This is a genomic window from Anoxybacillus pushchinoensis (assembly GCF_900111795.1).
Taxonomy (GTDB): Bacteria; Bacillota; Bacilli; order Bacillales; family Anoxybacillaceae; genus Anoxybacillus; species Anoxybacillus pushchinoensis.
On sequence record NZ_FOJQ01000019.1, the window covers coordinates 22,066 to 45,737 of the forward strand.

Annotated in this window: 23 protein-coding genes and 1 other annotated feature; of the genes, 22 read left to right on the forward strand and 1 reads right to left on the reverse strand. The window is 41.6% G+C overall.

Features of this window, described 5'->3' with window-relative positions; all coding sequences use genetic code 11:
* Positions 1-17 precede the first annotated feature (17 nt).
* The gene (gene ytvI, locus BM213_RS07115) at positions 18-1,136 is read right to left on the reverse strand and encodes a sporulation integral membrane protein YtvI (protein ID WP_091702425.1); all 1,119 of its coding nucleotides are present in this window, start codon (positions 1,134-1,136) and stop codon (positions 18-20) included.
* 87 nt (positions 1,137-1,223) lie between these two features.
* On the opposite strand from ytvI, the gene BM213_RS07120 reads away from it, so the two are divergent.
* From BM213_RS07120 to rplT, 22 genes are all read left to right on the forward strand, one after another.
* On the forward strand, positions 1,224-1,679 hold the full coding sequence (locus BM213_RS07120; protein ID WP_091702427.1) for a DUF441 domain-containing protein: 456 nt from the start codon (positions 1,224-1,226) through the stop codon (positions 1,677-1,679).
* A gap of 260 nt (positions 1,680-1,939) precedes the next feature.
* Positions 1,940-3,058 carry a citrate synthase gene (citZ, locus tag BM213_RS07125; RefSeq protein WP_091702430.1) on the forward strand — a complete coding sequence of 373 codons (1,119 nt, stop codon included), beginning with the start codon at positions 1,940-1,942 and terminating at the stop codon, positions 3,056-3,058.
* 70 nt (positions 3,059-3,128) lie between these two features.
* On the forward strand, positions 3,129-4,403 hold the full coding sequence (icd, locus tag BM213_RS07130; RefSeq protein ID WP_091702432.1) for an NADP-dependent isocitrate dehydrogenase: 1,275 nt from the start codon (positions 3,129-3,131) through the stop codon (positions 4,401-4,403).
* A 62-nt stretch (positions 4,404-4,465) separates the two neighbouring features.
* Positions 4,466-5,404: a malate dehydrogenase gene (gene mdh, locus BM213_RS07135; RefSeq protein ID WP_091702435.1), complete on the forward strand. Its 939-nt coding sequence runs from the start codon at positions 4,466-4,468 to the stop codon at positions 5,402-5,404.
* Positions 5,405-5,462: 58 nt separating this feature from the next.
* On the forward strand, positions 5,463-5,927 hold the full coding sequence (locus tag BM213_RS07140) for a MaoC/PaaZ C-terminal domain-containing protein (RefSeq protein WP_091702437.1): 465 nt from the start codon (positions 5,463-5,465) through the stop codon (positions 5,925-5,927).
* An 89-nt stretch (positions 5,928-6,016) separates the two neighbouring features.
* Positions 6,017-6,733: a response regulator transcription factor gene (locus BM213_RS07145; RefSeq protein ID WP_091702440.1), complete on the forward strand. Its 717-nt coding sequence runs from the start codon at positions 6,017-6,019 to the stop codon at positions 6,731-6,733.
* The gene (pnpS, locus tag BM213_RS07150; protein ID WP_091702443.1) at positions 6,726-8,489 is read left to right on the forward strand and encodes a two-component system histidine kinase PnpS; all 1,764 of its coding nucleotides are present in this window, start codon (positions 6,726-6,728) and stop codon (positions 8,487-8,489) included. The genes BM213_RS07145 and pnpS overlap by 8 nt, the downstream gene beginning before the upstream one ends.
* A gap of 194 nt (positions 8,490-8,683) precedes the next feature.
* On the forward strand, positions 8,684-11,311 hold the full coding sequence (gene polA, locus BM213_RS07155; RefSeq protein WP_091702446.1) for a DNA polymerase I: 2,628 nt from the start codon (positions 8,684-8,686) through the stop codon (positions 11,309-11,311).
* A gap of 17 nt (positions 11,312-11,328) precedes the next feature.
* On the forward strand, positions 11,329-12,150 hold the full coding sequence (mutM, locus tag BM213_RS07160; protein ID WP_091702448.1) for a DNA-formamidopyrimidine glycosylase: 822 nt from the start codon (positions 11,329-11,331) through the stop codon (positions 12,148-12,150).
* Between the two features lie 67 nt (positions 12,151-12,217).
* A complete protein-coding gene (ytaF, locus tag BM213_RS07165) occupies positions 12,218-12,841 on the forward strand; it encodes a sporulation membrane protein YtaF (RefSeq protein WP_091702451.1) in 624 nt (207 codons plus the stop codon).
* A gap of 12 nt (positions 12,842-12,853) precedes the next feature.
* On the forward strand, positions 12,854-13,456 hold the full coding sequence (gene coaE, locus BM213_RS07170; RefSeq protein ID WP_091702453.1) for a dephospho-CoA kinase: 603 nt from the start codon (positions 12,854-12,856) through the stop codon (positions 13,454-13,456).
* Positions 13,457-13,563: 107 nt separating this feature from the next.
* The gene (locus BM213_RS07175; protein WP_091702457.1) at positions 13,564-14,592 is read left to right on the forward strand and encodes a glyceraldehyde-3-phosphate dehydrogenase; all 1,029 of its coding nucleotides are present in this window, start codon (positions 13,564-13,566) and stop codon (positions 14,590-14,592) included.
* A 241-nt stretch (positions 14,593-14,833) separates the two neighbouring features.
* Entirely contained in the window at positions 14,834-15,208 is a 375-nt protein-coding gene (speD, locus tag BM213_RS07180; RefSeq protein WP_091702459.1) for an adenosylmethionine decarboxylase, read from the forward strand.
* Positions 15,209-15,282: 74 nt separating this feature from the next.
* The gene (locus BM213_RS07185; protein WP_091702461.1) at positions 15,283-15,675 is read left to right on the forward strand and encodes a cytosolic protein; all 393 of its coding nucleotides are present in this window, start codon (positions 15,283-15,285) and stop codon (positions 15,673-15,675) included.
* Between the two features lie 460 nt (positions 15,676-16,135).
* Positions 16,136-16,606, forward strand: coding sequence for a transcriptional regulator NrdR (gene nrdR / locus BM213_RS07195; protein WP_091702471.1), 471 nt, complete (start codon positions 16,136-16,138; stop codon positions 16,604-16,606).
* A gap of 33 nt (positions 16,607-16,639) precedes the next feature.
* A complete protein-coding gene (locus tag BM213_RS07200; RefSeq protein WP_091702463.1) occupies positions 16,640-18,037 on the forward strand; it encodes a replication initiation and membrane attachment family protein in 1,398 nt (465 codons plus the stop codon).
* A 10-nt stretch (positions 18,038-18,047) separates the two neighbouring features.
* Positions 18,048-18,980 (forward strand): primosomal protein DnaI, encoded by a 933-nt coding sequence (gene dnaI, locus BM213_RS07205; protein WP_091702465.1) that lies wholly within the window; start codon positions 18,048-18,050, stop codon positions 18,978-18,980.
* 62 nt (positions 18,981-19,042) lie between these two features.
* A complete protein-coding gene (gene ytxC, locus BM213_RS07210; RefSeq protein WP_091702466.1) occupies positions 19,043-19,897 on the forward strand; it encodes a putative sporulation protein YtxC in 855 nt (284 codons plus the stop codon).
* A 296-nt stretch (positions 19,898-20,193) separates the two neighbouring features.
* Positions 20,194-22,125 (forward strand): threonine--tRNA ligase, encoded by a 1,932-nt coding sequence (gene thrS, locus BM213_RS07215; protein WP_091702469.1) that lies wholly within the window; start codon positions 20,194-20,196, stop codon positions 22,123-22,125.
* A 114-nt stretch (positions 22,126-22,239) separates the two neighbouring features.
* Positions 22,240-22,365 (forward strand) — a sequence feature (ribosomal protein L20 leader region).
* 25 nt (positions 22,366-22,390) lie between these two features.
* Positions 22,391-22,933 carry a translation initiation factor IF-3 gene (infC, locus tag BM213_RS07220; protein ID WP_004889092.1) on the forward strand — a complete coding sequence of 181 codons (543 nt, stop codon included), beginning with the start codon at positions 22,391-22,393 and terminating at the stop codon, positions 22,931-22,933.
* A 19-nt stretch (positions 22,934-22,952) separates the two neighbouring features.
* On the forward strand, positions 22,953-23,153 hold the full coding sequence (gene rpmI, locus BM213_RS07225; protein ID WP_003397838.1) for a 50S ribosomal protein L35: 201 nt from the start codon (positions 22,953-22,955) through the stop codon (positions 23,151-23,153).
* A gap of 18 nt (positions 23,154-23,171) precedes the next feature.
* Complete coding sequence (gene rplT / locus BM213_RS07230) at positions 23,172-23,531, forward strand: 50S ribosomal protein L20 (protein ID WP_003397837.1); 360 nt, start codon at positions 23,172-23,174, stop codon at positions 23,529-23,531.
* Positions 23,532-23,672: the final 141 nt, after the last annotated feature.

Consider the following 23,672-nt stretch of genomic DNA (forward strand, 5'->3'; position numbering starts at 1 on the left):
AAGCATAAGCTCGTCGCTTATGCTTCTTTTTTTCCAACTATGAAGTTCCAGATGTCTTGAAATACGCCGACATGATGCAGCGTGCGTCCGATGACAAGCAACACCGGTCCGACGATTAAACCGAGAAAACCGATTAACTTGAAGCCGACGAATAAAGCGATTAATGTCGCTAACGGATCAAGTCCGATATTCGAAGAAAGAAGTTTCGGCTCCATCACCTGCCGTTGTACGAGAACGACAATATACAGCACGCTAAGTCCGATCGCAAAATGAGTTTCACCACTTATTGCGGCATAAATGATCCATGGAACGAATACTAATCCCGTTCCTAAGTAAGGTAAAACATCTACAATGCCAATAATAAGGGCGATAGTAATCGCATATTCTACGCGCAAAATAAGCAATCCGACTAATACGATGAGCGTCGTAATGGAAATGAGCGTAGCTTGTGCTTTAATAAAGCCGAATAGAGCCTTTTTTAATTCTGCAAAAACTTTTGTTCCGCTCGTCTGCACTTTGCTTGGCAATAATTTTTGAAACAACGCTTTTAGCCGATACCAGTCTTTGCTTATAAAAAACGTAGCTAGCAATGAAAAAATAAAAATTGTTGCAAAATTAGGCAACCATCCAATGATGGAAGGAATGTTTTGTAATATATTTTGAATAAACTGCCCCACTGTCGTCGCAATTTTCGTCCCAACCGATTGGATATTTGTCATAATTGTATCTTGTTGGGTTGTGTCTAAATTTTTAAAAAGAGTAGCGAGTTGATTATATAATGGAATGAGCTGGCTGGCGACAAACTGTTCCATATAAACGACGAGCTTTTGAAAATGGTTAGGCACAACTGTTGCTAAATATTGTGTTCCTGTTACAATTTCCGCAACGAGAAGAGTAACGAGACCGGCAACGAGTGCGAGTAAAAAAAGTAAAACAACGATGACCGCCAAAGCTCTTGGCATCCTCACTTTTTTCTCTAATAGATCGACAATAGGATTAATAAGAAAAGCGATCGCTAACGCAATTAAAAACGGATACGTTAACGTGGACAAATAATATAAGCTTGCTAATCCAGCGACGATCACCACGATCACAAATAAAAAACGCAGGGAACTGTACAAATATTGATTCGACACTCCCTCACCTCCCGACTTTTTGGCATTTATGACTATTATAATATACAATGCAAAAGAAGAAAAAGTTTTAAGAAAGGGGGATGCTACGTGCAGCCGTTTATTTTTTTATTTATTTTGCTCGTGATTGGGATGATTGCGAAAAATCACTCTCTTATTGTTGCTGTACTTTTTTTACTTGTTGTAAAGAGCATCGGATTAAGTTCAAAAGTGTTTCCTTACTTCCAACAAAAAGGGATCAATCTCGGTGTGACAATCATTACAATTGCCGTATTAGTTCCGATCGCATCCGGAAAAATAGGTTTGAAAGAACTGACGGAATCCGTTCGCTCGATTTATGCATGGATTGCGTTGTTATCAGGAATTGCCGTTGCTTTGTTAGCAAAAGGAGGCGTGACGCTGCTTGCGAAAGATCCGCACATGACGACTGCGCTTGTCATCGGTACGATTTTAGCTGTATCTTTATTCAAAGGCGTCGCTGTTGGCCCATTAATTGGTGCTGGTATCGCATATACGATCATGAAAATGGTCGATGTGTTTTCATGATTTATTACTTTTTCATAATAATATTTTTGAATTATGATTTCTTTTAGTTCACAAAAGTCTGATAATTGTTTATAATAGTAGTGGAGCATGTACGAAACGATCGTATATATTCCCCTGCCCGCTTCGTTAAGTGGATAGGTGAATATATAACAAAATGTAAGCCGTTTCTTTGCATTTTTATTCATGTGTTTTGAGCAAGCGCTCACCGACGTGCATCAACATGGGAAAAGGGGAATAAAAGTGAAAAGGAGAGATGTAACATGACAGTAACTCGCGGTCTCGAAGGGGTTGTTGCAACCACTTCCACCATTAGTTCAATCATCGATGATACGCTCACATATGTTGGGTATAATATCGATGATTTAGCAGAACACGCTACGTTTGAAGAGGTTGTTTATTTACTTTGGCATCGCAAATTACCGAACAAAGAAGAATTGGAAACGCTAACAAAGCAGTTAGCAGAAAATGCTGATATTCCGCAACAAGTTATTGATCATTTTAAAATGTATCCGCTTGATCAAGTGCATCCGATGGCTGCGCTTCGTACAGCAATTTCATTCCTTGGTTTGTACGATGAAGAGGCGGAAGCGATGAATCCGGAAGCGAACTATCGAAAAGCTATTCGCTTGCAGGCGAAAGTATCGACGATCGTTGCTGCGTTTTCGCGCGTTCGCAAAGGATTGGAGCCTGTTCAGCCGCGCAAAGATTTAAGTTTCGCAGCAAACTTTTTATACATGCTGACAGGAAAAGAGCCAGATCCAATTGCTGTTGAAGCGTTTAATAAGGCGCTCGTCCTTCATGCTGACCATGAATTGAATGCGTCAACGTTTACAGCGCGCGTCTGTGTTGCTACTTTGTCTGATGTATATTCAGGCATTACAGCGGCGATTGGAGCGTTGAAAGGGCCGCTTCACGGTGGAGCGAACGAAGCGGTAATGAAAATGTTGACGGAAATCGGCACGCTTGAAAACGTAGAAACGTACATTCATAACAAATTAAACAACAAAGAAAAAATTATGGGCTTCGGCCATCGCGTGTATCGTCACGGAGATCCGCGTGCGAAACACTTAAAGAAAATGTCTGAAAAATTGACGAAGTTGACAGGCGAACCACATTGGTACGACATGTCGGTGAAAATCGAGGAGATCGTCACATCGACAAAAGGATTGCCGCCAAATGTTGACTTCTACTCAGCTTCTGTTTACCATAGTTTAGGAATTGATCATGATTTATTCACACCAATTTTCGCTGTTAGCCGCATGTCCGGCTGGCTCGCACACATTTTAGAGCAGTACGAAAACAACCGTCTCATTCGTCCGCGTGCAGAATATACAGGACCGACGAGACAAGTGTACGTACCGCTTGAAAAACGCGCATAATGATGGTTTTACAAGGTGGGAAACTCGCCTTTCTCACCTTTTTATACTACATGATTTGGAGGTCGTTATTGTGATGCAAGGAGAAAAAATTACGGTTACAAACGGGGTATTAAACGTTCCAAACTATCCAATTATTCCATTCATTGAAGGGGACGGGACAGGTCCGGACATTTGGGCGGCCGCTTCTCGCGTATTAGAAGCAGCTGTTGAAAAAGCTTATAAAGGTGAGCGAAAAATCGTTTGGAAAGAAGTGCTTGCTGGTGAAAAGGCGTTTAAATTGACAGGTGAATGGTTGCCGCAAGAAACGCTCGATACGATTCGTGAATACATAATTGCGATTAAAGGGCCGTTGACAACTCCGGTAGGAGGCGGAATTCGTTCATTGAACGTTGCGCTTCGTCAAGAGCTCGATTTGTTTGTATGTCTTCGTCCGGTTCGCTATTTTAATGGAGTTCCTTCGCCAGTCAAGCGTCCTGAAGATACGGACATGGTTATTTTCCGTGAAAATACGGAAGATATTTACGCTGGAATTGAATACGCGAAAGGGACACCGGAAGTGAAGAAGGTTATCGATTTCTTACAAAACGAAATGGGCGTGCGCAAAATTCGCTTCCCTGAAACATCAGGCATCGGCATTAAGCCGATTTCAGAAGAAGGAACGAAGCGATTAGTGCGTGCGGCAATTAAGTACGCAATTGAACATGGTCGCAAGTCTGTTACGCTCGTTCATAAAGGTAACATTATGAAATATACAGAAGGTGCGTTTAAAAACTGGGGTTACGAACTGGCTGAACAGGAGTTCGGTGACCAAGTGTTTACATGGGCAGAGTATGACCGCATCGTTGAAACGCACGGAAAAGAAGCAGCAAATCAAGCGCAAGCGGAAGCGGAAGCAGCAGGAAAAATTATTATTAAAGATGCGATTGCGGACATTTTCTTACAGCAAATTTTAACTCGTCCTCGTGAGTTTGACGTCGTTGCGACGATGAACTTAAACGGAGACTACATTTCTGATGCACTCGCAGCGCAAGTAGGTGGCATTGGCATCGCACCAGGTGCAAACATCAACTATGAAACAGGACACGCTATATTTGAAGCAACGCATGGAACTGCACCGAAATATGCCGGCTTAGATAAGGTGAACCCATCGTCTGTTATTTTATCTGGTGTCATGATGTTTGAACATCTCGGTTGGAACGAGGCAGCAAAACTGATCATTAATTCAATGGAAAAAACGATCGCATCTAAAGTCGTCACATATGACTTCGCGCGTTTAATGGAAGGTGCGACAGAAGTAAAATGTTCGCAATTTGCAGATGCTCTCATTCAAAACATGGGAGAATAAAAAGCAACTGAAACGGATGACGCCGCTTGAAATAAATTATGATAAAAAGGGGATGGAAGAACGTGGGTATGAAACGTAAAAAAATCTCGATTATCGGTGCTGGATTTACGGGAGCGACGACCGCGTTTATTTTAGCGCAAAAAGAGCTCGGTGATATCGTCCTTGTCGATATTCCGCAATTGGAAAATCCAACAAAAGGAAAGGCGCTTGATATGCTTGAGTCAAGCCCAGTTCTCGGTTTTGACGCGAATATTATTGGAACGTCGAATTATGCGGATACGGCCGATTCGGATATCGTTGTAATCACGGCTGGCATCGCACGCAAGCCGGGCATGAGCCGCGACGATTTAGTAACGACAAACCAAAGCATTATGAAGGCTGTGACGAAAGAGGTCGTCAAGTATTCACCGAACTGCTTTATTATCGTATTAACCAATCCGGTCGATGCGATGACATATACAGTATTTAAAGAATCCGGCTTCCCGAAAAATCGTGTCATCGGTCAATCTGGTGTGTTAGATACCGCACGTTTCCGTACATTTGTTGCACAAGAATTGAATTTGTCTGTCAAAGACATTACAGGATTTGTTTTAGGCGGTCATGGCGATGATATGGTGCCGCTTGTCCGTTACTCATATGCAGGTGGCATTCCGCTTGAAACGCTAATTCCGAAAGAACGTTTAGACGCCATCGTCGAACGGACGCGTAAAGGCGGCGGTGAAATTGTTAACTTGCTTGGCAATGGTAGCGCGTATTATGCGCCAGCCGCGTCCCTCGCGGAAATGGTTGAGGCGATCGTAAAAGACCAGCGCCGAGTTCTTCCAGCCATCGCTTATTTAGAAGGTGAATATGGATATGAAGGTATTTATTTAGGTGTGCCAACGATTTTAGGTGGCAACGGAATCGAAAAAGTTATTGAGCTCGAGTTAACAGAGGAAGAAAAAGCGGCATTAGCAAAATCTGTTGAGTCGGTGAAAAATGTAATGAACGTATTACAATAACAAAAATTCGGGGATTCCCCCGAATTTTTGTATATGGTCAAACAAAGGGGGAAGAAGGATGTTAGGGAAAAAGCGTAAAATTGGAAGGTTGATTTCGGACATATCCGTTGGTGAGAAACTTATGTTAACGGAGGCGATCGAAGATAAAGACTTGTTGTTATACTTAGGGCTTACGAACGATGCGAATCCGCTTTATATTCAACACGACTACGCATCACAAACGCCATTGAAGCGTCCAATCGTACCGGCGATCATGTTAACAGGATTGATTACATCAGCGATTTCAAAATATTTACCGGGACCAGGAAGCCATATTGTTTCCAAAACAATTGAATTTAAACGGCCGGTGTATCATTACGAACATGTTGAATTTTTATTTGAAGTGACATCTGTTGATGAAGAAAACAATGAAATTCATGTTTCAGTTCAAGTTGTTAGAGATGGAGAAGAAGTATTGGTTGGAACATTGCGTGTCGTTCCACCATATCCGTTTATTGAAGAGAAAGCATTAGATAATTTTTAAAAAGGGGCGCTGCCTCTTTTTTATTTTTATCTTTTAAAATAACTCGTTATAATAAAAATGTAACAAATTTACGTTGCTGGAGGATGGCTATGTCAAAACGTGTGTTAGTTGTCGACGATGAGCAGTCGATCGTCACATTGTTAGAGTACAATTTAAAACAAGCGGGATTTACCGTATTGACAGCTTATGACGGGGAAGAGGGACTCAATAAAGCATTAGCGGAGCGTCCGGATTTTATCATTCTCGATTTAATGTTACCGAAATTAGACGGCATTGAAGTATGTAAACAACTACGTCAACAAAAAGTATTGACCCCGATTTTAATGTTGACGGCAAAAGATGATGAATTCGATAAAGTGCTCGGACTTGAATTAGGTGCTGACGATTATATGATAAAACCGTTTAGCCCACGTGAAGTCGTTGCGCGTGTAAAAGCGATTTTGCGGCGAACAGCGATCCATGGCCAAGAGGAAAAGCAAGAACATAGTGACGATTCGCTCGTTGTCGGACAACTAAAAATATTCCCTGATCGCTATGAAGCGTATTTTGCAGAACATAGATTAGAACTTACTCCAAAGGAATTTGAATTGTTGGCATATTTAGCGAAACATAAAGGGCGCGTGTTGACGCGTGATCAGTTATTAAGTGCAGTGTGGAACTATGATTTTGCTGGAGATACGCGCATTGTTGATGTGCATATTAGCCATTTGCGTGAGAAAATCGAACAGGATACGCGCAAGCCACTATACATTAAAACGATACGCGGACTAGGGTACAAACTAGAGGAGCCGAAAGCGGATGAATAAGTTTCGCTCCCGGTTATTGCTCGGGCTTATTTCGGTCATTTTATCCGTTTTATTTGGGCTCGGGTTGCTGCTAGGACAACTTTTCCAAAAGTTTTACTTAGATGCTGTACATGATCGAATGGAGAAAGAGGCTAAGCTTTTAGCGTTATATATGGAAAACGAATCCCTTCACTCCTCGACGTTTGAACAACGATTGCGCGCCATTAGCGATGTGTTGTCTGCTCGCATAACGATTGTCGATCATGATGGAATGGTGCTGCTCGATACAGACAACTACGTATCGATCGACGAAAAACGTCATAAAAAAATGATTCAAACGGTGTTAAAGCAAGAGAAACGATCAGTTGTTTTTGAAGAAGAACAAGATTTATATTATTACGCTGTTCCGTTTTGGCAAAAAAATAAGCAAATTGGATATATTGTCATCAGCTTGCCTATGTATGCGATCGAGCGTGTCAATGAACAAATTTGGCTATTGCTTACGTTCAGTTTGAGCATCGCTTTTTTCATTATTCTTTTATTGGGAATTAAAATTACAAATCAATATACAAGACCGATTGAAGCTGCAACAAAAGTGGCGATGGAGCTTGCGCGCGGCAATTATAAAGCGCGGACGTACGAAAGTCGGGAAGATGAGACGGGGATGCTTAGTCAGTCGTTAAACATTTTGGCGCGCAATTTGCAGGAGATGGTACGGATGCAAGAGATGCAACAAGACCGCTTGCGTGCCCTCATCGAAAATATGGGGAGCGGCTTAATTTTAATCGATCAGCGAGGCTACATTTCTCTCATGAATCGCGCGTATAAAGAAATGTTTCATGTTGATCCGTCTGACTACGTCCATCGCTTATATTATGAGGCGTTTCCGCATAAAGAAATCATTGAGCTTGTAGAAGAAATATTTATGATGGAAATCAATGTCCGCAAACAATTGCTTCTTCCTGTTGATATTGAGCGAAAACATTTTGAAGTATACGGAACGCCCATTATTGGAACGAATGATGAATGGAAAGGAATTATTGTTGTATTCCATGATATTACCGAGTTGAAAAAACTTGAGCAAATGCGGAAAGATTTCGTAGCAAACGTTTCGCACGAGTTAAAAACTCCGATTACGTCTATCAAAGGTTTTGCTGAAACGTTGTTAGATGGAGCGATGCATGATGCTCAAACGCTCGAATATTTTTTAACAATCATTTTGAAAGAAAGCGAGCGGTTGCAACATTTAATTCAAGACTTGCTAGATTTGTCGAAAATCGAACAACAAGGGTTCACGTTAAATGTATCTGTCGTTGATTTACATGAAGTATTAAAAGAAGTTATTGTTATGCTAGAGGGGAAAGCGACCGATAAACAAATCGCGTTGGAATGGTCCTCGAATGCCCAACATTGTTACATGTACGGCGATTTGCACCGATTAAAACAAATTTTTATTAATTTAATTAACAACGCGATTGCTTATACCCCAACTGGTGGACGTGTTACAGTTCATGTTGAGAAAGAGGACAAGCAGCTACATGTTCATGTGAGCGATACAGGGATAGGCATTGAACAGGAAGAAATTCCGCGCATTTTTGAGCGATTTTATCGTGTAGATAAAGCAAGAAGTCGCAATTCAGGAGGAACAGGTCTTGGTTTAGCTATCGTTAAACATTTAGTAGAAGCGCATCATGGAACAATTTCTGTAAAAAGTGAAGTTGGGGTAGGGACGACGTTTACCGTTCATTTTCGCGTCGATGCATGTGTGGACGAATGATTTTTAACGATATATTTACAAACGGTTTACTATACATTAAAAAAATGTTGATAACATAAGATGTGAAAACCCCTTCATCCAAGAAGCTGATTGTCTTGGAATAGGCGAGGACAATGAATGTTCTCGTCTTTTTTCTTTTTTGGCAATGATCGTGGTAAAATAAGCGTAAGTGAATAAAGAGGAGGGTTTTCGGTTTGACAAACAAACTAGTGCTTATTGACGGCAACAGCATCGCTTATCGTGCTTTTTTTGCGTTGCCGCTCTTACATAACGATAAAGGCATTCATACAAATGCGATTTACGGTTTTACAATGATGTTAATGAAACTCATTGAAGAAGAAAAGCCAACGCATATGCTCGTTGCGTTTGACGCAGGGAAAACGACATTTCGTCATGAAGTATATACGGAATATAAAGGTGGAAGACAAAAAACGCCTCCAGAGTTATCGGAACAGTTTCCGTTTTTACGTGAACTGCTCGCTGCATATAACATTCGCACGTATGAACTTGAAAATTACGAAGCGGACGATATTATCGGAACGTTAGCGACGCGGGCGGAAAAAGAAGGTTTTGACGTCATCATTATTTCAGGGGATCGCGATTTAACGCAATTAGTATCTGAGCGTATTCATGTGCATGTGACGAAAAAAGGAATAACGGATATGGAGCGATATACGCCAAAATATGTACTCGATAAATATGGATTAACACCGGCACAAATTGTGGACTTAAAAGGATTAATGGGAGATGCCTCAGATAATATTCCGGGAGTTCCTGGGGTTGGAGAAAAGACGGCGTTAAAATTATTAAAGGAGTACGGAACAGTTGAACATGTACTTGCATCGCTTGAACATATTTCAGGAAAAAAGCTAAAGGAGAATTTGCAAACATATCGTGAACAGGCGTTGTTAAGCAAACAGTTAGCAACGATTCATCGCGACGTTCCGTTAACGTTGTCGCTCGATGAACTAGCATGGCAATCATATGATGTTGAGCGCGTTGCTTCGTTATTTCAGGAGCTCGGCTTTACATCGCTTATGGATAAAATTAGTCAACATGCGCATGAGAAAACGAACTTATCGGACGTCTCTTTTGTGACAGTTGAAGCGATTGAAGAGCACATGTTGACGAAGGAAAGCGCCCTTGTCGTCGAGGTGGTGGATGCGAACTATCATCGTGCACCTATTCTCGGTTTTGCACTCGCCAATAAGAACGGGTACTTTTTTATCCCGACAGACGTGGCGTTCGCTTCATCAGCATTTCAAACATGGCTTGAAGATGAGCAATGCAAAAAAAGTGTATTTGATGCGAAACGCGCCATTGTGGCACTGAAATGGCATGGCATTGACCTAAAAGGCGTTGATTTCGATTTATTGTTAGCTGCCTATTTGCTTAATCCGACGGATGCGAATGGGGATGTGGCGGCCATTGCAAAAATAAAGCAATATACAGATGTACAAAGCGACGAAGAAGTATATGGAAAAGGAGCGAAACAAGCTGTTCCATCGGTAAATGTATTAGCTGAACATCTCGTACGAAAGGCGAAAGCGATCGCTTCGTTGAAAGAAACATATATTCAAGAACTAAAGCGGAATGAACAATTTGAATTGCTTGTACATTTAGAATTACCGCTGACGTTCATTTTAGCACAAATGGAATTTTACGGTGTGAAAGTGGATGTTGATCGTTTGGAACAGATGGGAAAAGAGTTTACTGCCCAACTCGAACAAATTGAGCAACGCATTTATGAACTTGCAGGAACAACGTTTAACATTAATTCTCCGAAACAACTAGGAACGATTTTATTTGAAAAACTTCAGTTGCCGATTGTGAAAAAAACGAAAACAGGTTATTCTACCTCCGCTGACGTTCTAGAAAAGTTAGCGCCATACCATGAAATTATTGAGCAAATTTTACACTATCGTCAGCTCGGAAAATTACAATCCACATATGTCGAAGGATTAATGAAAGTCGTCCGAAAAGATACAGGAAAAGTGCATACTATTTTTCAACAAGCGTTAACTCAAACAGGGCGTTTAAGTTCAACGGAACCGAATTTACAAAACATCCCGATTCGCATTGAAGAAGGAAGAAAAATTCGCCAAGCGTTCGTTCCGTCTTTTGATGATTGGGTCATTTTTGCTGCTGATTACTCACAAATTGAGTTGCGTGTTCTAGCCCACATAGCTAATGATGACAATTTAATTGCAGCGTTTCATCAAGATTTGGACATTCATACGAAAACGGCGATGGACATTTTTCATGTGGCAGAAGATGAAGTGACTGCCCATATGCGCCGTCAAGCGAAAGCGGTTAATTTCGGCATCGTTTATGGAATTAGCGACTATGGATTGTCACAAAATTTAGGTATTACACGTAAAGAAGCGGCTGAATTTATCGAACGCTATTTCCACAGTTATCCGGGTGTGAAAAAGTATATGGAAGAAATCGTGCAAGATGCGAAGCAAAAAGGATATGTGACGACGTTGCTTCACCGACGTCGCTATTTGCCGGATATTACGAGCAGCAATTTCAATGTTCGCAGTTTTGCCGAGCGGACAGCTATGAACACGCCAATTCAAGGTAGCGCTGCAGATATTATAAAGAAAGCAATGATTGATTTAGCCGAGCGGCTGCGGGAAGAACGAATGCAAGCGCGCCTATTGTTGCAAGTGCATGACGAACTCATTTTGGAAGCGCCAAAAGAAGAAATTGAACGGTTGAAAAACATTGTTCCGGATGTGATGGAACACGCCGTATCATTACGTGTTCCGTTAAAAGTCGATTATCATTTTGGACCGACATGGTATGATGCGAAGTAACGAAAGGGTGAGCGAGCATGCCAGAATTACCTGAAGTGGAAACGGTACGACGTACGCTTTTGCCGCTCGTTGTAGGCAAGACGATTGAACAGGTGAAAGTGCATTGGAAAAAGATCGTTCAATATCCCGATGTAGAGACGTTTTGTGAGCGTCTGCAAGAACAGACGATTCACGACATTCACCGCCGCGGCAAGTTCCTAATATTTCAGTTGGATGACGTCGTGCTTGTTTCACATTTGCGTATGGAAGGACGTTACATATATGAAGATGAACATGCGCCATTTGATCGACATACGCACATTTTTTTCACGTTTACCGATCGCACGGAACTTCGTTATCGCGATGTGCGCAAATTTGGCACGATGCATTTATTCGATAAAGGGGACGAATGTCATGTCCCCCCTTTGTCCAACATCGGACGTGAGCCGTTAGACGAACAATTTACAGCATCATGGCTTACTGATCAGCTAAAGCGGACAAAACGAACGGTGAAGGCGACATTGCTTGATCAAACGGTAGTCGCAGGATTAGGAAACATTTACGTGGACGAGGTGTTATTTCGTTCATCTATTCACCCTGAACGTGTAGCTGCGACGTTAACTGTACAAGAATTTGAAGCATTGCATAAAGCGATAATTGAGACGATGCGAGAAGCGATTGAAAAAGGGGGAAGTACAGTTCGGACGTATGTGAATACACAAGGAAAGTCGGGAACATTTCAAAATGAATTATATGTGTACGGCCGCGCCAATATGCCGTGCCGCCGATGTGGCAACTTAATTATAAAAACGGTCGTCGCCAATCGCGGTACACATTATTGTGGAACGTGTCAAAAATAGAAGAAGAACATTGCATAGGCTCCTTCCATATACTATGGTAGCTGTTTAAAGGAAGGAGCGAGCGCATATGATTACATGGTCGTTATTTTTGCTTGCTTTAGCTGTGAGCATCGACGGTTTGACTGTCGGCATTACGTATGGCATGCGGGGTGTACATATTCCGCTTCGTTCATTGCTCATTATTTCGCTTTGTTCATGTATGACTTTTTTAGTTGCGATGGGCATTGGGCGCATCATGTATGTGTTCTTTTCACCAACTGCTGCAAACGCCATTGGTGGAAGCATATTGATTTTATTAGGACTATGGATGATTATTCAATTTATGCTCAAACGAGATGAGAACGAAGAAAAGTTTATTATGAATATAGAAATTCGTTCGCTCGGCATCGTCATTCAAATTTTACGAAAACCGACGATGGCCGATTTTGACCGATCAGGTACGATTACAGGGATGGAAGCGGTATTTTTAGGTGTAGCGTTATCACTTGATGCGTTTGGCGCAGGGGTAAGTGCGGCGCTTTTAAACTATTCATTGACGTTTACTACGTTTCTCGTTTGTTTGCTTAGCTTCTGCTTTTTATTTAGTGGTTTGAAAATTGGAAAGTCGTTTGGAACATCTGTCTGGATGCAAAAATATTCGTTTTTACCTGGGATTATGCTCATTGTGCTCGGTATTTTTAAAATGAGATAAGAGGTGACAGTCGTGTTAACGATTGGATTAACTGGGGGCATCGCGAGCGGAAAAAGTACGGTCGCAGCGATGTTCCGCGACTTACATATTCCTGTCATCGATGCAGATGAAATTGCTCACCGTGTCACAGCCATCGACGGTGAAGCGTATCAACTAATTGTTGAGACGTTTGGAAGCGACATTTTAGACTCAAATGGTGCGATTGATCGACGTAAGCTTGGTGCGATCGTATTTCATGATGAACAAAAGCGAAAACAGTTAAATGCCATTGTTCATCCGCTCGTTCGGAAACATATGCTACAACAAAAAGAGCAATATGCAAAACAAGCGAAAAAAGCGGTCGTTCTTGATATCCCCCTTTTATTCGAAAGTAAATTAGAGCATCTCGTTGATCGCATTCTTGTCGTATATGTAGACGAACAAACGCAGCTGCGGCGTCTTTGTGAGCGCAACGGTTTTTCCGTTGAAGAAGCATGGGCGCGCATGAAAGCACAAATGCCACTTGAAGAAAAAAGAAAGAAAGCCGATGCAGTTATTGATAATAACGGAACGATAGAAGAAACGAAACGACAATTGCATGCATGTTTAATGCGTTGGGGTGTCCTAAAAAAATAGGATGCCCCTTTTTCATTTTTTTATAGCATAAACACCTTAAAAATGTTATACTATTTTTGCGGATTACAGATAAAAAGTATAACACATATATTGAAAGGGGCTATATAATGAAAGCGAGAGTAGCGATTAACGGATTCGGACGCATTGGGCGCATGGTATTCCGAAAAGCTATAATGGAACATGACATTGAGATTGTAGCGATTAATGCGAGCTATCCGCCTGAAACGTTAGCTCATTTAATAAAATACGATTCGAATCATGGCAAATTTGATGGAGAAGTCGTTTCGGTTGAAGATGGTTTCATTGTAAATGGGAAAAAAGTAAAGTTACTCAATTCACGCGATCCGCGGTTATTGCCATGGGGAGAACTTCAAATCGATATCGTCATTGAAGCGACAGGAAAATTTAATGCGAAAGAAAAAGCGATGATGCATGTGGAAGCAGGAGCGAAGCGTGTAATTTTAACAGCGCCAGGTAAAGATGAAGATGTGACAATTGTGATGGGAGTAAACGAACATATGCTTTCTAAAGAGCACATCATCATTTCAAACGCTTCATGTACAACAAACTGTTTAGCGCCCGTTGTGAAAGTGCTTGATGAAGCGTTTGGCATCGAAAATGGACTTATGACAACTGTTCATGCCTACACAAACGATCAAAAAAACATCGACAATCCACATAAAGATTTACGTCGAGCACGTTCATGCGCACAATCGATCATTCCGACAACAACAGGTGCGGCTAAAGCCTTAGCACTTGTATTGCCACATTTAAAAGGAAAAATGCACGGCATGGCGTTGCGCGTTCCGACGCCAAACGTTTCACTTGTTGACGTCGTTGTCGATGTGAAAAAAGATGTGACGGTCGATGAAGTGAATGAAGCATTTATGCAAGCAGCTCGCGGGGAGTTAAAAGGCATTTTAGACGTGACGATGGAACCGCTTGTATCCATTGATTTTAATACAAATCCACATTCTGCGATTGTTGATGGGTTATCGACAATGGTGATCGAAAATCGGAAAGTAAAAGTGTTAGCATGGTATGATAACGAATGGGGCTATTCATGTCGGGTTGTTGATTTAACAAAACTAGTTGCGAAACAATTGTTAAAAAATGAAGCGGTTGCGAATGTATAACGCTGGGGTTCCCGGCGTTATTTTTCTGCCCATTTGATAAAAAAATAAAAAACGATATTGAAAAAAATATATAAACGAAGTATACTATGTTTCGTGAACTTCTTGAACGCGTGGTAATGTGACTACTTAAAGGGTTAGGACCTCTTTGGACTAACTTTCCCCCGTGGTAGTTATACATTCCAGAAAGCAAAAGAAATTCATCGTTTATTTTTTTCAAAATTTATAAAAGGGGGATACGATCATGGATACAATGGGTCGTCACGTTATCTCAGAACTTTGGGGATGCGATTTTGATAAGTTAAATGACATGGAGTTTATTGAAAAAACATTTGTTGATGCAGCGTTAAAGTCTGGTGCTGAAATTCGTGAAGTTGCGTTTCATAAATTTGCACCACAAGGCGTTAGCGGTGTTGTAATCATTTCTGAATCACATTTAACTATCCATAGTTTTCCTGAGCATGGCTATGCTAGCATTGATGTGTACACATGTGGTGATTTAGATCCAACGATTGCGGCGGATTACATCGCTGAAGCATTAGGTGCGCAAACGCGTGAAACAATTGAATTGCCTCGTGGTATGGGTCCAATTGAAATTAAACAAGCAAAAGCTTTATAATAAAGAGGAAGAGAAAAGAGGTGTAGATGATGCACCTCTTTTTTTATCATTTGCGAAAAGTGAGGGGACGAAAGGTGAAAATAAAATATATATTTACAAATCATAATGAAACATCCGAACGTCATCCTGATGAACAGTTAAAAAGTCGCTACTATAAAACGACGCAAACGGCTGCGTTAAAAGCTGTCAAAGAAATGTTTGAGCAGATGGAAGGGTGTCGCGTTGTAGCGATATCAGAAGAACGAGGAGAAATGAGCGTATCGCTAACGAAAGGAAAAAAAGCGTTTATCGTCGTGACGGTTATTTCTGTTCGACCGTTTGAAACAGCAATTGACTTTTCAGTGACAACGGAAACAACATGGCTTCCTGTTGATTTCGGATTTAGTCGCCAGCTCATCATCCGCTTGTATGACGAATTAGCGAAACGATTAACATACATCGGGTCGGGAATATATGGAGAGAAGTAGTTGTACATCGTCCTTTTTTTGTCTACTATAAGGGTAAGATTACTGGCAGGGAGCTGATACATGTCAACTACCCCCACTTAGCTAACGCTTGAAGCGGGGGCTTGCAACTCCCCAGAAGTGCGAACGGACTTCGTCCTCCCTCCTTGACTTGGGGTTACATCAGGGGCAGGCTGACGACTACCCAACGACATAGGTCATGCCTATATCGCTACCGAGTGGCTCGGCATGTCTGTAGGCAGTACTTGACTTCCACGCACAACAGACGGATGTACGCTCGATGTTTTACGGTTGCAACGTTTCCTGCAACCAACTCCCTACATCGAGTAACGGGAATTGGAGTGCCTTAATTCAACGGTTTTCTCCATATTCTTATTTTATCATATACAAAAGAAAGGAGGAAGGGCGATTCCTCCCCGACTTTCGCTCTCGCTTAGAAGTCGGGGTCTCCTCGCCAAAGATGATGAAATGCCCATCGTGTCACCACAATGGGACGCGCGTGCTTGATTCGCGTCCGGTCGATGAAGGACGTTCTATTCGCCGCCGTCGCGAATGTGAACGTTGTCATTTTCGCTTTACAACGTTTGAGAAAGTGGAAGAATCGCCGCTTATTGTTGTCAAAAAAGAAGGAACACGAGAAGAATTTAGCCGTGAAAAAATATTGCGCGGTCTCATTAAAGCGTGCGAAAAGCGTCCGGTTGCCCTTGAACAATTAGAAGAAGTAACGCGGCAAATTGAACGAGAGTTGCGCAATAGCGGGATCAATGAAGTGAAAAGCGAAACGATCGGTGAAATGGTGATGGAACGCTTGTCCAAAATTGACGAAGTCGCTTATGTTCGTTTTGCTTCTGTATACCGCCAGTTTAAAGATTTAAACGTCTTTATCGAAGAATTAAAAGAACTAATAAAAAAAGAACAAGGAGAAAGGGCATAATATGCTCTTTTTCATATGAAGAAGGTCGATAATATGGAATATAGTTGGAAAGAATTAATTGCGGTCGACCGATATATTGTCCACGCCAATGGTGTTTTAAGTGAACTAGATCGGAAAGTATTGACACTGTTATATCAACCGTTAATTGGTGCGCAAGCGTATAGTTTATATATGACGTTATGGAGCGAACTTGAGCAAACACGCTTATGGAGTGAAGAGACGACACACCATAGTTTAATGGCAATTATGCAATGCAGTTTGCCAACGATATACGCTGAACGTTTAAAACTTGAGGGAATCGGGTTGTTAAATACGTATATGAAGCGAACGAATGCAGATGATGAACGCGTATTTATTTACGAGCTTCGCCTTCCCCTTACACCAGAACAATTTTTCACTGATGGTGTGTTAAATGTATTTTTATATGATCGTGTAGGAAAAACGAAATTTCAAAAGTTGAAAAAGTTTTTTTCCGATCGTTCCATTGATTACACTTCGTTTACACCTGTTACTCGCTCATTTCATGATGTATTTTCATCGATTCAACCTGAAAAAATGATTCATAAGTTAGGCGACGAAGCGAAACAAGAAGTGATGCTCCAAGACGGGCAACAGTATATGAGAAAAGAACGAGCAACGTATACGATGCAAGACGATATATTTGATTTTGACGCATTTTACGCTGGGTTGTCGCATCATCTTGTGCCGCGGCGCGCCATTACTGAAAAAGTGAAAGAGGCGATTAAAAAGCTCGCCTTTTTATATGGTATTGGTCCGCTTGATATGCAAAAAATTGTGATGGGTGTCATTGATCCAGCTGAACAAATTGACATCGAAGCGTTAAGAAAGGCGGCGCAAGAATGGTATCAATTTGAACGAGGGGAAGCGCTCCCGCGTTTATATGATCGGGTGCAGCCGTTAGCAGAACGAACGATGGCGCATGCCGAGCCGAAAAACGAAGAAGAATATTTAATGAAACAACTTGAAACCGTTTCACCGAGACAGTTACTTATGGACTTTTCTGGTGGAGCTGAACCTGCATTAGCGGATTTGCAGCTAATTGAAGAAATGATGTTTAAGCAAAAACTGCCACCAGGCGTCATGAATGTGCTTATTTATTACGTCATGTTACGTACAGATATGAAGCTTCCGAAAAAATATGTAGAAAAAATTGCTAGTTCGTGGGCGCGAAAAAAGGTGCGTACGGTACAGCAAGCGATGGAGCTAGCGAAAAAAGAAGCGCGCGAATATGAAACGTTTATGAAAGAAAAAGAGAAAAAAGGCTCTAAAAAGCCGATTCGTACGGAATTACTGCCAGATTGGCTGCAAACGGATTATTCGCAGTTTGAACGAAAGCAAGTCAAGTCGGAAGAAGAGTTAGAACAAAAACGGCGCGAGTTGGAAGAACGGTTGAAAAAGCCGAAAAGTTAGGGGATAAACGATGAAACCAATTCGGGAAACGATCAACCATTTGATGAATCGACACGATTTTAAAGAGCGGTATGAGGCGATGAAGCGGGATATTTTACGCGATCCGCACGTTCAAGCCTTTTTGCGCGGTCATCATGTGACGGATGAGACGATCAATCGCCATCTCGGCAAGTTGTATGAATTTGTACAACAAAGTAAGCATTGTGAGCGTTGTCGTAGTTTAGAACAATGCCCGAACTTGCTGCAAGGGTATACTCCTCACTTAATTTGGCAAGGAAAAAATATTGACGTACAGTATGAGCGGTGCGCACGCAAAGTGCAAGATGATGAGCGAAAAAAACAGCAATCGCTTATTCGCAGCTTATTTATATCGCGCGATATGCTTGAGGCCTCATTCGATCAGCTAGAGACGGATGATCTTGGACGTATTGAAGCGATCGAACTTGCGAATACATTTGCATCGACGTATGAAGTAGGTAAACGAATAAAAGGGTTATATTTATATGGGTCATTTGGAGTAGGAAAAACATACTTGTTAGCGGCGATGGCAAACGAGCTAGCCCAAAGACATATTGCTTCATTTCTTGTGTACGTGCCCGAATTTGTTCGAGCGTTAAAATCTTCGCTTCAAACGGATGCATTTCAAGATACGATCGAATATGCAAAACAAGTACCCGTGCTTATGCTCGATGATTTAGGAGCGGAGCTTATGTCAAGCTGGTGGCGCGATGAGGTGCTCGGGCCGATTTTACAATATCGCATGCTTGAACATTTACCGACATGTTTTACATCGAATTTCGATTTAAAACGTCTGACGCATCATCTTGCCCACTCACAACGAGGAGAAGAAGAACAAGTGAAAGCGGCACGAATCATTGAACGAATTGTTTATTTAGCTACTCCGATCGAAATGAAAGGAAAAAATCGCCGAATCGACATGTGATAAACAGACGGTGTCCCCCATATATATAAAACAAGCATGTTTCGGAAAAAGGGGGGGCACCGTTGATTCATATCGTATTTCAAGATGGACAAGATGCGCAACGACTATTTGCTGAATTAAGTAAAGCACCACAACCGTATGGGAAATTGCTTTACGATGACAAGACGATTACTATTTTCTTTCATGAACAAGATGTTGCGCACATGCGCGCATTGTTTATTCCGATTTTTACTTCATGTATCATTCGAGCGTTTGAAGCACGTTGGATTTTATCGATCATTTCACGCACATTTTTTTACGAAAATGAAGAAGAACAACAACAAATTTTACAGCTCGCCTATTCGTTTATTGAGGGGGAAAGGTACGATTATCGCCTTAGGAAAAAAGCGAATATATCGCGTGAACAATTAATTGCACAATCGTTGCACGAATGTTTATATGAAGGATTGTTTTCATTTGAGTCGCTTATGACTTTCCGTTTAAAACCGTATTACGATCGGCTGATGCATTATGTTGAATTAGCGATCGATGAATACAAACTAGAGCAAGAATACCAGGCGTTTGTTCATATGTTGCGTGAAATTGTTGCATTACGTCAACCGCAAATGAATGCTCTTCACGTATTATATGAGCACGGATCGTTTCAATTTTTCGATGAGCGATTCGTCTACTTGTCACCTCAGCAGCTGAAGCAGTGGATTGACCGTAGATTGATGGTGAGTCAGCCGATGTATATTGATACATCTGTATTAGCACCGCTCATCTCTATTGCGCCAGAAAAAATATGGATATATACCGATGCGACAGATGTTGGGATGATTCAAACGATTCAAAACGTATTTCAAGAGCGAATTGAGCTACGAACACCTCTTGATTTTCCAAAAAAATATGCTTATAATGACGTACATAATGAATAAATCCAAAAGTGATGATGAGGACACGGGTGTATTTTTACGGTTCACAGAGAGGGAAGGCATAGGCTGAAACCTTCCTAACACGGAAAATGCACTTACCACCTCTAAACTTCAGCAGTGAACAATGGGACGATTGCCCGTTCAGTAATTGCTGACGGTTTGCGCCGTTATCGAAATGAAGCCGTTTATACGCTCGTTTTGTATTTGTATAGACGGAAAGAAGGGTGGAACCACGAAGCCAACTCGTCCCTCGTTTTTGGGACGAGTTTTTTTATTTTTTAAAGAAGGAGTGAGTTATTTTGGCAGATGTAGTAAAAATCACATTTCCAGATGGTGCGGTAAAGGAGTTTCCAAAAGGAGTAACAACGGAGGATATTGCAGCATCCATTAGCCCAGGCTTGAAGAAAAAGGCGATTGCCGGCAAGTTAAACGACCGTTTCATCGACTTACGTACACCAATTGAGGAAGACGGTGCGATTTCGATCATTACACAAGATATGCCAGAAGCGCTTGACATTTTGCGTCATAGTACAGCTCACTTAATGGCGCAAGCGATTAAACGTTTGTATAAAGATGTGAAGCTTGGTGTTGGTCCTGTGATCGAAAACGGCTTTTACTACGACATCGACGTTGATGTGCCAATTACAGCGGAAGACTTGCCGAAAATTGAAAGTGAAATGAAAAAAATTGTAAAAGAAAACATCGACATCGTTCGAAAAGAAGTGAGCCGTGAAGAAGCGATTCGCCGTTATGAAGAGATCGGCGACCATTTAAAAATCGAACTCATTCACGACATTCCGGAAGGAGAAGTCGTCTCCATTTACGAACAGGGTGAATTTTTCGATCTTTGCCGCGGGGTTCATGTACCGTCAACAGGAAAAATAAAAGAGTTTAAACTGTTAAGCGTCGCTGGTGCGTACTGGCGTGGTGACAGCAAAAATAAAATGTTACAACGCATTTACGGGACAGCATTTTTCAAAAAAGAAGATTTAGATGAATATTTACGCCTTTTACAAGAGGCGAAAGAGCGCGATCACCGTAAGCTTGGAAAAGAGCTTGACTTATTTATGACATCGCAAAAAGTCGGGCAAGGTTTGCCGCTTTGGTTACCAAAAGGGGCGACGATTCGCCGAACAATTGAACGTTATATCGTCGATAAAGAGCTATCCCTCGGTTATCAGCACGTATATACACCGGTGCTTGGTAGCGTAGAGTTATATAAAACGTCTGGACATTGGGATCACTATAAAGATGGCATGTTCCCGCCAATGGAAATGGATAACGAGCAACTTGTGCTCCGTCCGATGAATTGTCCGCATCATATGATGGTATATAAGCATAAAATTCATAGTTATCGCGAGTTGCCAATTCGTATTGCCGAGCTCGGCACGATGCATCGTTACGAAATGTCTGGTGCGCTTACAGGCTTGCAACGCGTGCGTGGCATGACGTTAAATGATGCGCATATTTTCGTTCGTCCAGACCAAATTAAAGAAGAATTTAAACGCGTCGTGAATTTAATTTTAGATGTATATAAAGACTTCGGTCTAACAGATTATTCGTTCCGTCTGTCTTATCGTGATCCACAAGATAAAGAGAAATATTATGATGACGATGCGATGTGGGAAAAAGCACAAAGCATGTTGAAAGAAGCGATGGATGAGCTCGGTCTCGCTTATTATGAAGCGGAAGGTGAAGCAGCGTTTTACGGTCCGAAGCTAGATGTGCAAGTGCGCACGGCGCTCGGTAAAGATGAAACGTTATCAACTGTTCAGCTCGACTTCTTACTACCGGAACGTTTTGATTTAACGTACATCGGTGAAGATGGAAAACCGCATCGCCCAGTCGTTATTCATCGTGGTGTTGTATCGACGATGGAGCGTTTCGTTGCCTTTTTAATCGAGGAGTATAAAGGAGCGTTCCCGGCTTGGTTAGCACCAGTGCAAGTACAAGTCATTCCGGTCGCTCCATCTGTTCATAGCGATTACGCATATGAAGTGAAGCATGCATTACAAGCAGCCGGCATCCGTGTTGAAGTCGATGAGCGTGAAGAAAAAATCGGCTATAAAATTCGTGAAGCACAAATGCAAAAAATTCCGTACATGCTCGTTGTCGGCGATAACGAAGTAAAGGAGAAGGCGGTAAACGTAAGAAAATACGGCCAACAAACAAGTGAAACGATGCCGCTTCATGCGTTTGTCGATCTCATCGAAAAAGAAGTACGAAAATAGTTGCATTTTCTCTCGATGTTTGCTATAGTGTTATTTGTTGTAATCAATTAACATCGGTTGACAATAACATGACATTCATGGTATATATATTAAGGTAAAAGTAAATACTTGTTTGGAAACAAGCAGAAGCACCCGCTTCTCACCTGCTCGGCGCCATTTGGCTGTTAACAGGTTCAATGACACGGTCAACGTTTGTCATCGAGACGTGTGGGTGTATTGTGCCCACACGTTTTTTGTTGTGTGCGCTCTGCTTTAACAAACAAGTTTGAAAAAACCGTGGAGGTGGCTAGTTATTAGCAAAGATTTTATTATTAATGAGAACATTCGGGCACGTGAAGTTCGTTTAGTCGATCCAAATGGAGAGCAGCTTGGGATTAAAACGAAACAAGAAGCGTTAGAAATTGCAGCGCGCTTAAACTTGGATTTAGTGATGGTTGCGCCAAATGCGAAACCGCCAGTATGCCGCATTATGGATTATGGCAAGTTCCGCTTCGAGCAACAAAAGAAGGAAAAAGAAGCGCGTAAAAAGCAAAAAGTGATTAACGTAAAAGAAGTTCGTTTAAGCCCAACGATCGAAGAACATGACTTCAACACGAAATTGCGCAACGCGCGGAAGTTCCTTGAAAAAGGAGATAAAGTGAAAGCGACGATTCGCTTTAAAGGACGTGCGATTACGCATAAAGAAATTGGTCAGCGCGTGCTTGATCGATTTGCTGAAGCATGTGCGGATATTGGTACGGTTGAGACGGCTCCAAAAATGGATGGCCGCAGCATGTTTTTAGTGCTAGCACCGAAAAACGACAAATAACAAAAGGGAGGAACACCTTATGCCAAAAATGAAAACTCACAAAGGCTCAGCGAAGCGTTTCAAAAAGACAGGAACTGGTCAATTAAAACGTTCACACGCATTCACTAGCCACTTATTCGCTAACAAAACACAAAAACAAAAGCGTAAACTTCGTAAAGCAACGCTTGTATCAAAAGGCGATTTCAAACGCATTCGTCAATTGTTAGATAACGTAAAATAATTTTAGGAGGGAAATGTTATGCCACGTGTAAAAGGCGGTACAGTCACACGCAGACGTCGTAAAAAAATTCTTAAACTAGCAAAAGGATATTTCGGTTCGAAACATCGTTTATATAAAGTTGCAAACCAACAAGTGATGAAATCGTTAATGTACGCGTATCGCGATCGTCGTCAACGTAAACGCGACTTCCGTAAACTTTGGATTACGCGCATTAACGCAGCAGCGCGCATGAACGGTCTTTCTTACAGCCGTTTAATGCACGGATTAAAACTTGCAGGTATCGAAGTAAACCGCAAAATGCTTGCTGATTTAGCAGTAAACGATGCAGCGGCATTCACACAACTTGCGAACATCGCAAAAGAAAATTTAAACAAGTAATAAAGGAAATGACCATTCTCCCTTGAGGGGATGGTCATTTTTTGTAGGTAGCGTCAAAAAATCTATGAAAAGTCATCATGGTCTACCTGTTGAAGGAAAATAAAGAGGATAGTGGAATTGGATTCGCCCTTGACCAACACT

Bases quoted from the DNA above. Each gene is read 5' to 3' on its own strand.
- ytaF (WP_091702451.1), top strand. From the start codon at position 12,218: ATGATTACATGGTCGTTATTTTTGCTTGCTTTAGCTGTGAGCATCGAC.
- BM213_RS07145 (WP_091702440.1), top strand. From the start codon at position 6,017: ATGTCAAAACGTGTGTTAGTTGTCGACGATGAGCAGTCGATCGTCACA.
- dnaI (WP_091702465.1), top strand. From the start codon at position 18,048: ATGAAACCAATTCGGGAAACGATCAACCATTTGATGAATCGACACGAT.
- nrdR (WP_091702471.1), top strand. From the start codon at position 16,136: ATGAAATGCCCATCGTGTCACCACAATGGGACGCGCGTGCTTGATTCG.
- BM213_RS07140 (WP_091702437.1), top strand. From the start codon at position 5,463: ATGTTAGGGAAAAAGCGTAAAATTGGAAGGTTGATTTCGGACATATCC.
- BM213_RS07175 (WP_091702457.1), top strand. From the start codon at position 13,564: ATGAAAGCGAGAGTAGCGATTAACGGATTCGGACGCATTGGGCGCATG.
- pnpS (WP_091702443.1), top strand. From the start codon at position 6,726: ATGAATAAGTTTCGCTCCCGGTTATTGCTCGGGCTTATTTCGGTCATT.
- rplT (WP_003397837.1), top strand. From the start codon at position 23,172: ATGCCACGTGTAAAAGGCGGTACAGTCACACGCAGACGTCGTAAAAAA.
- speD (WP_091702459.1), top strand. From the start codon at position 14,834: ATGGATACAATGGGTCGTCACGTTATCTCAGAACTTTGGGGATGCGAT.
- citZ (WP_091702430.1), top strand. From the start codon at position 1,940: ATGACAGTAACTCGCGGTCTCGAAGGGGTTGTTGCAACCACTTCCACC.
- rpmI (WP_003397838.1), top strand. From the start codon at position 22,953: ATGCCAAAAATGAAAACTCACAAAGGCTCAGCGAAGCGTTTCAAAAAG.
- mutM (WP_091702448.1), top strand. From the start codon at position 11,329: ATGCCAGAATTACCTGAAGTGGAAACGGTACGACGTACGCTTTTGCCG.
- BM213_RS07200 (WP_091702463.1), top strand. From the start codon at position 16,640: ATGGAATATAGTTGGAAAGAATTAATTGCGGTCGACCGATATATTGTC.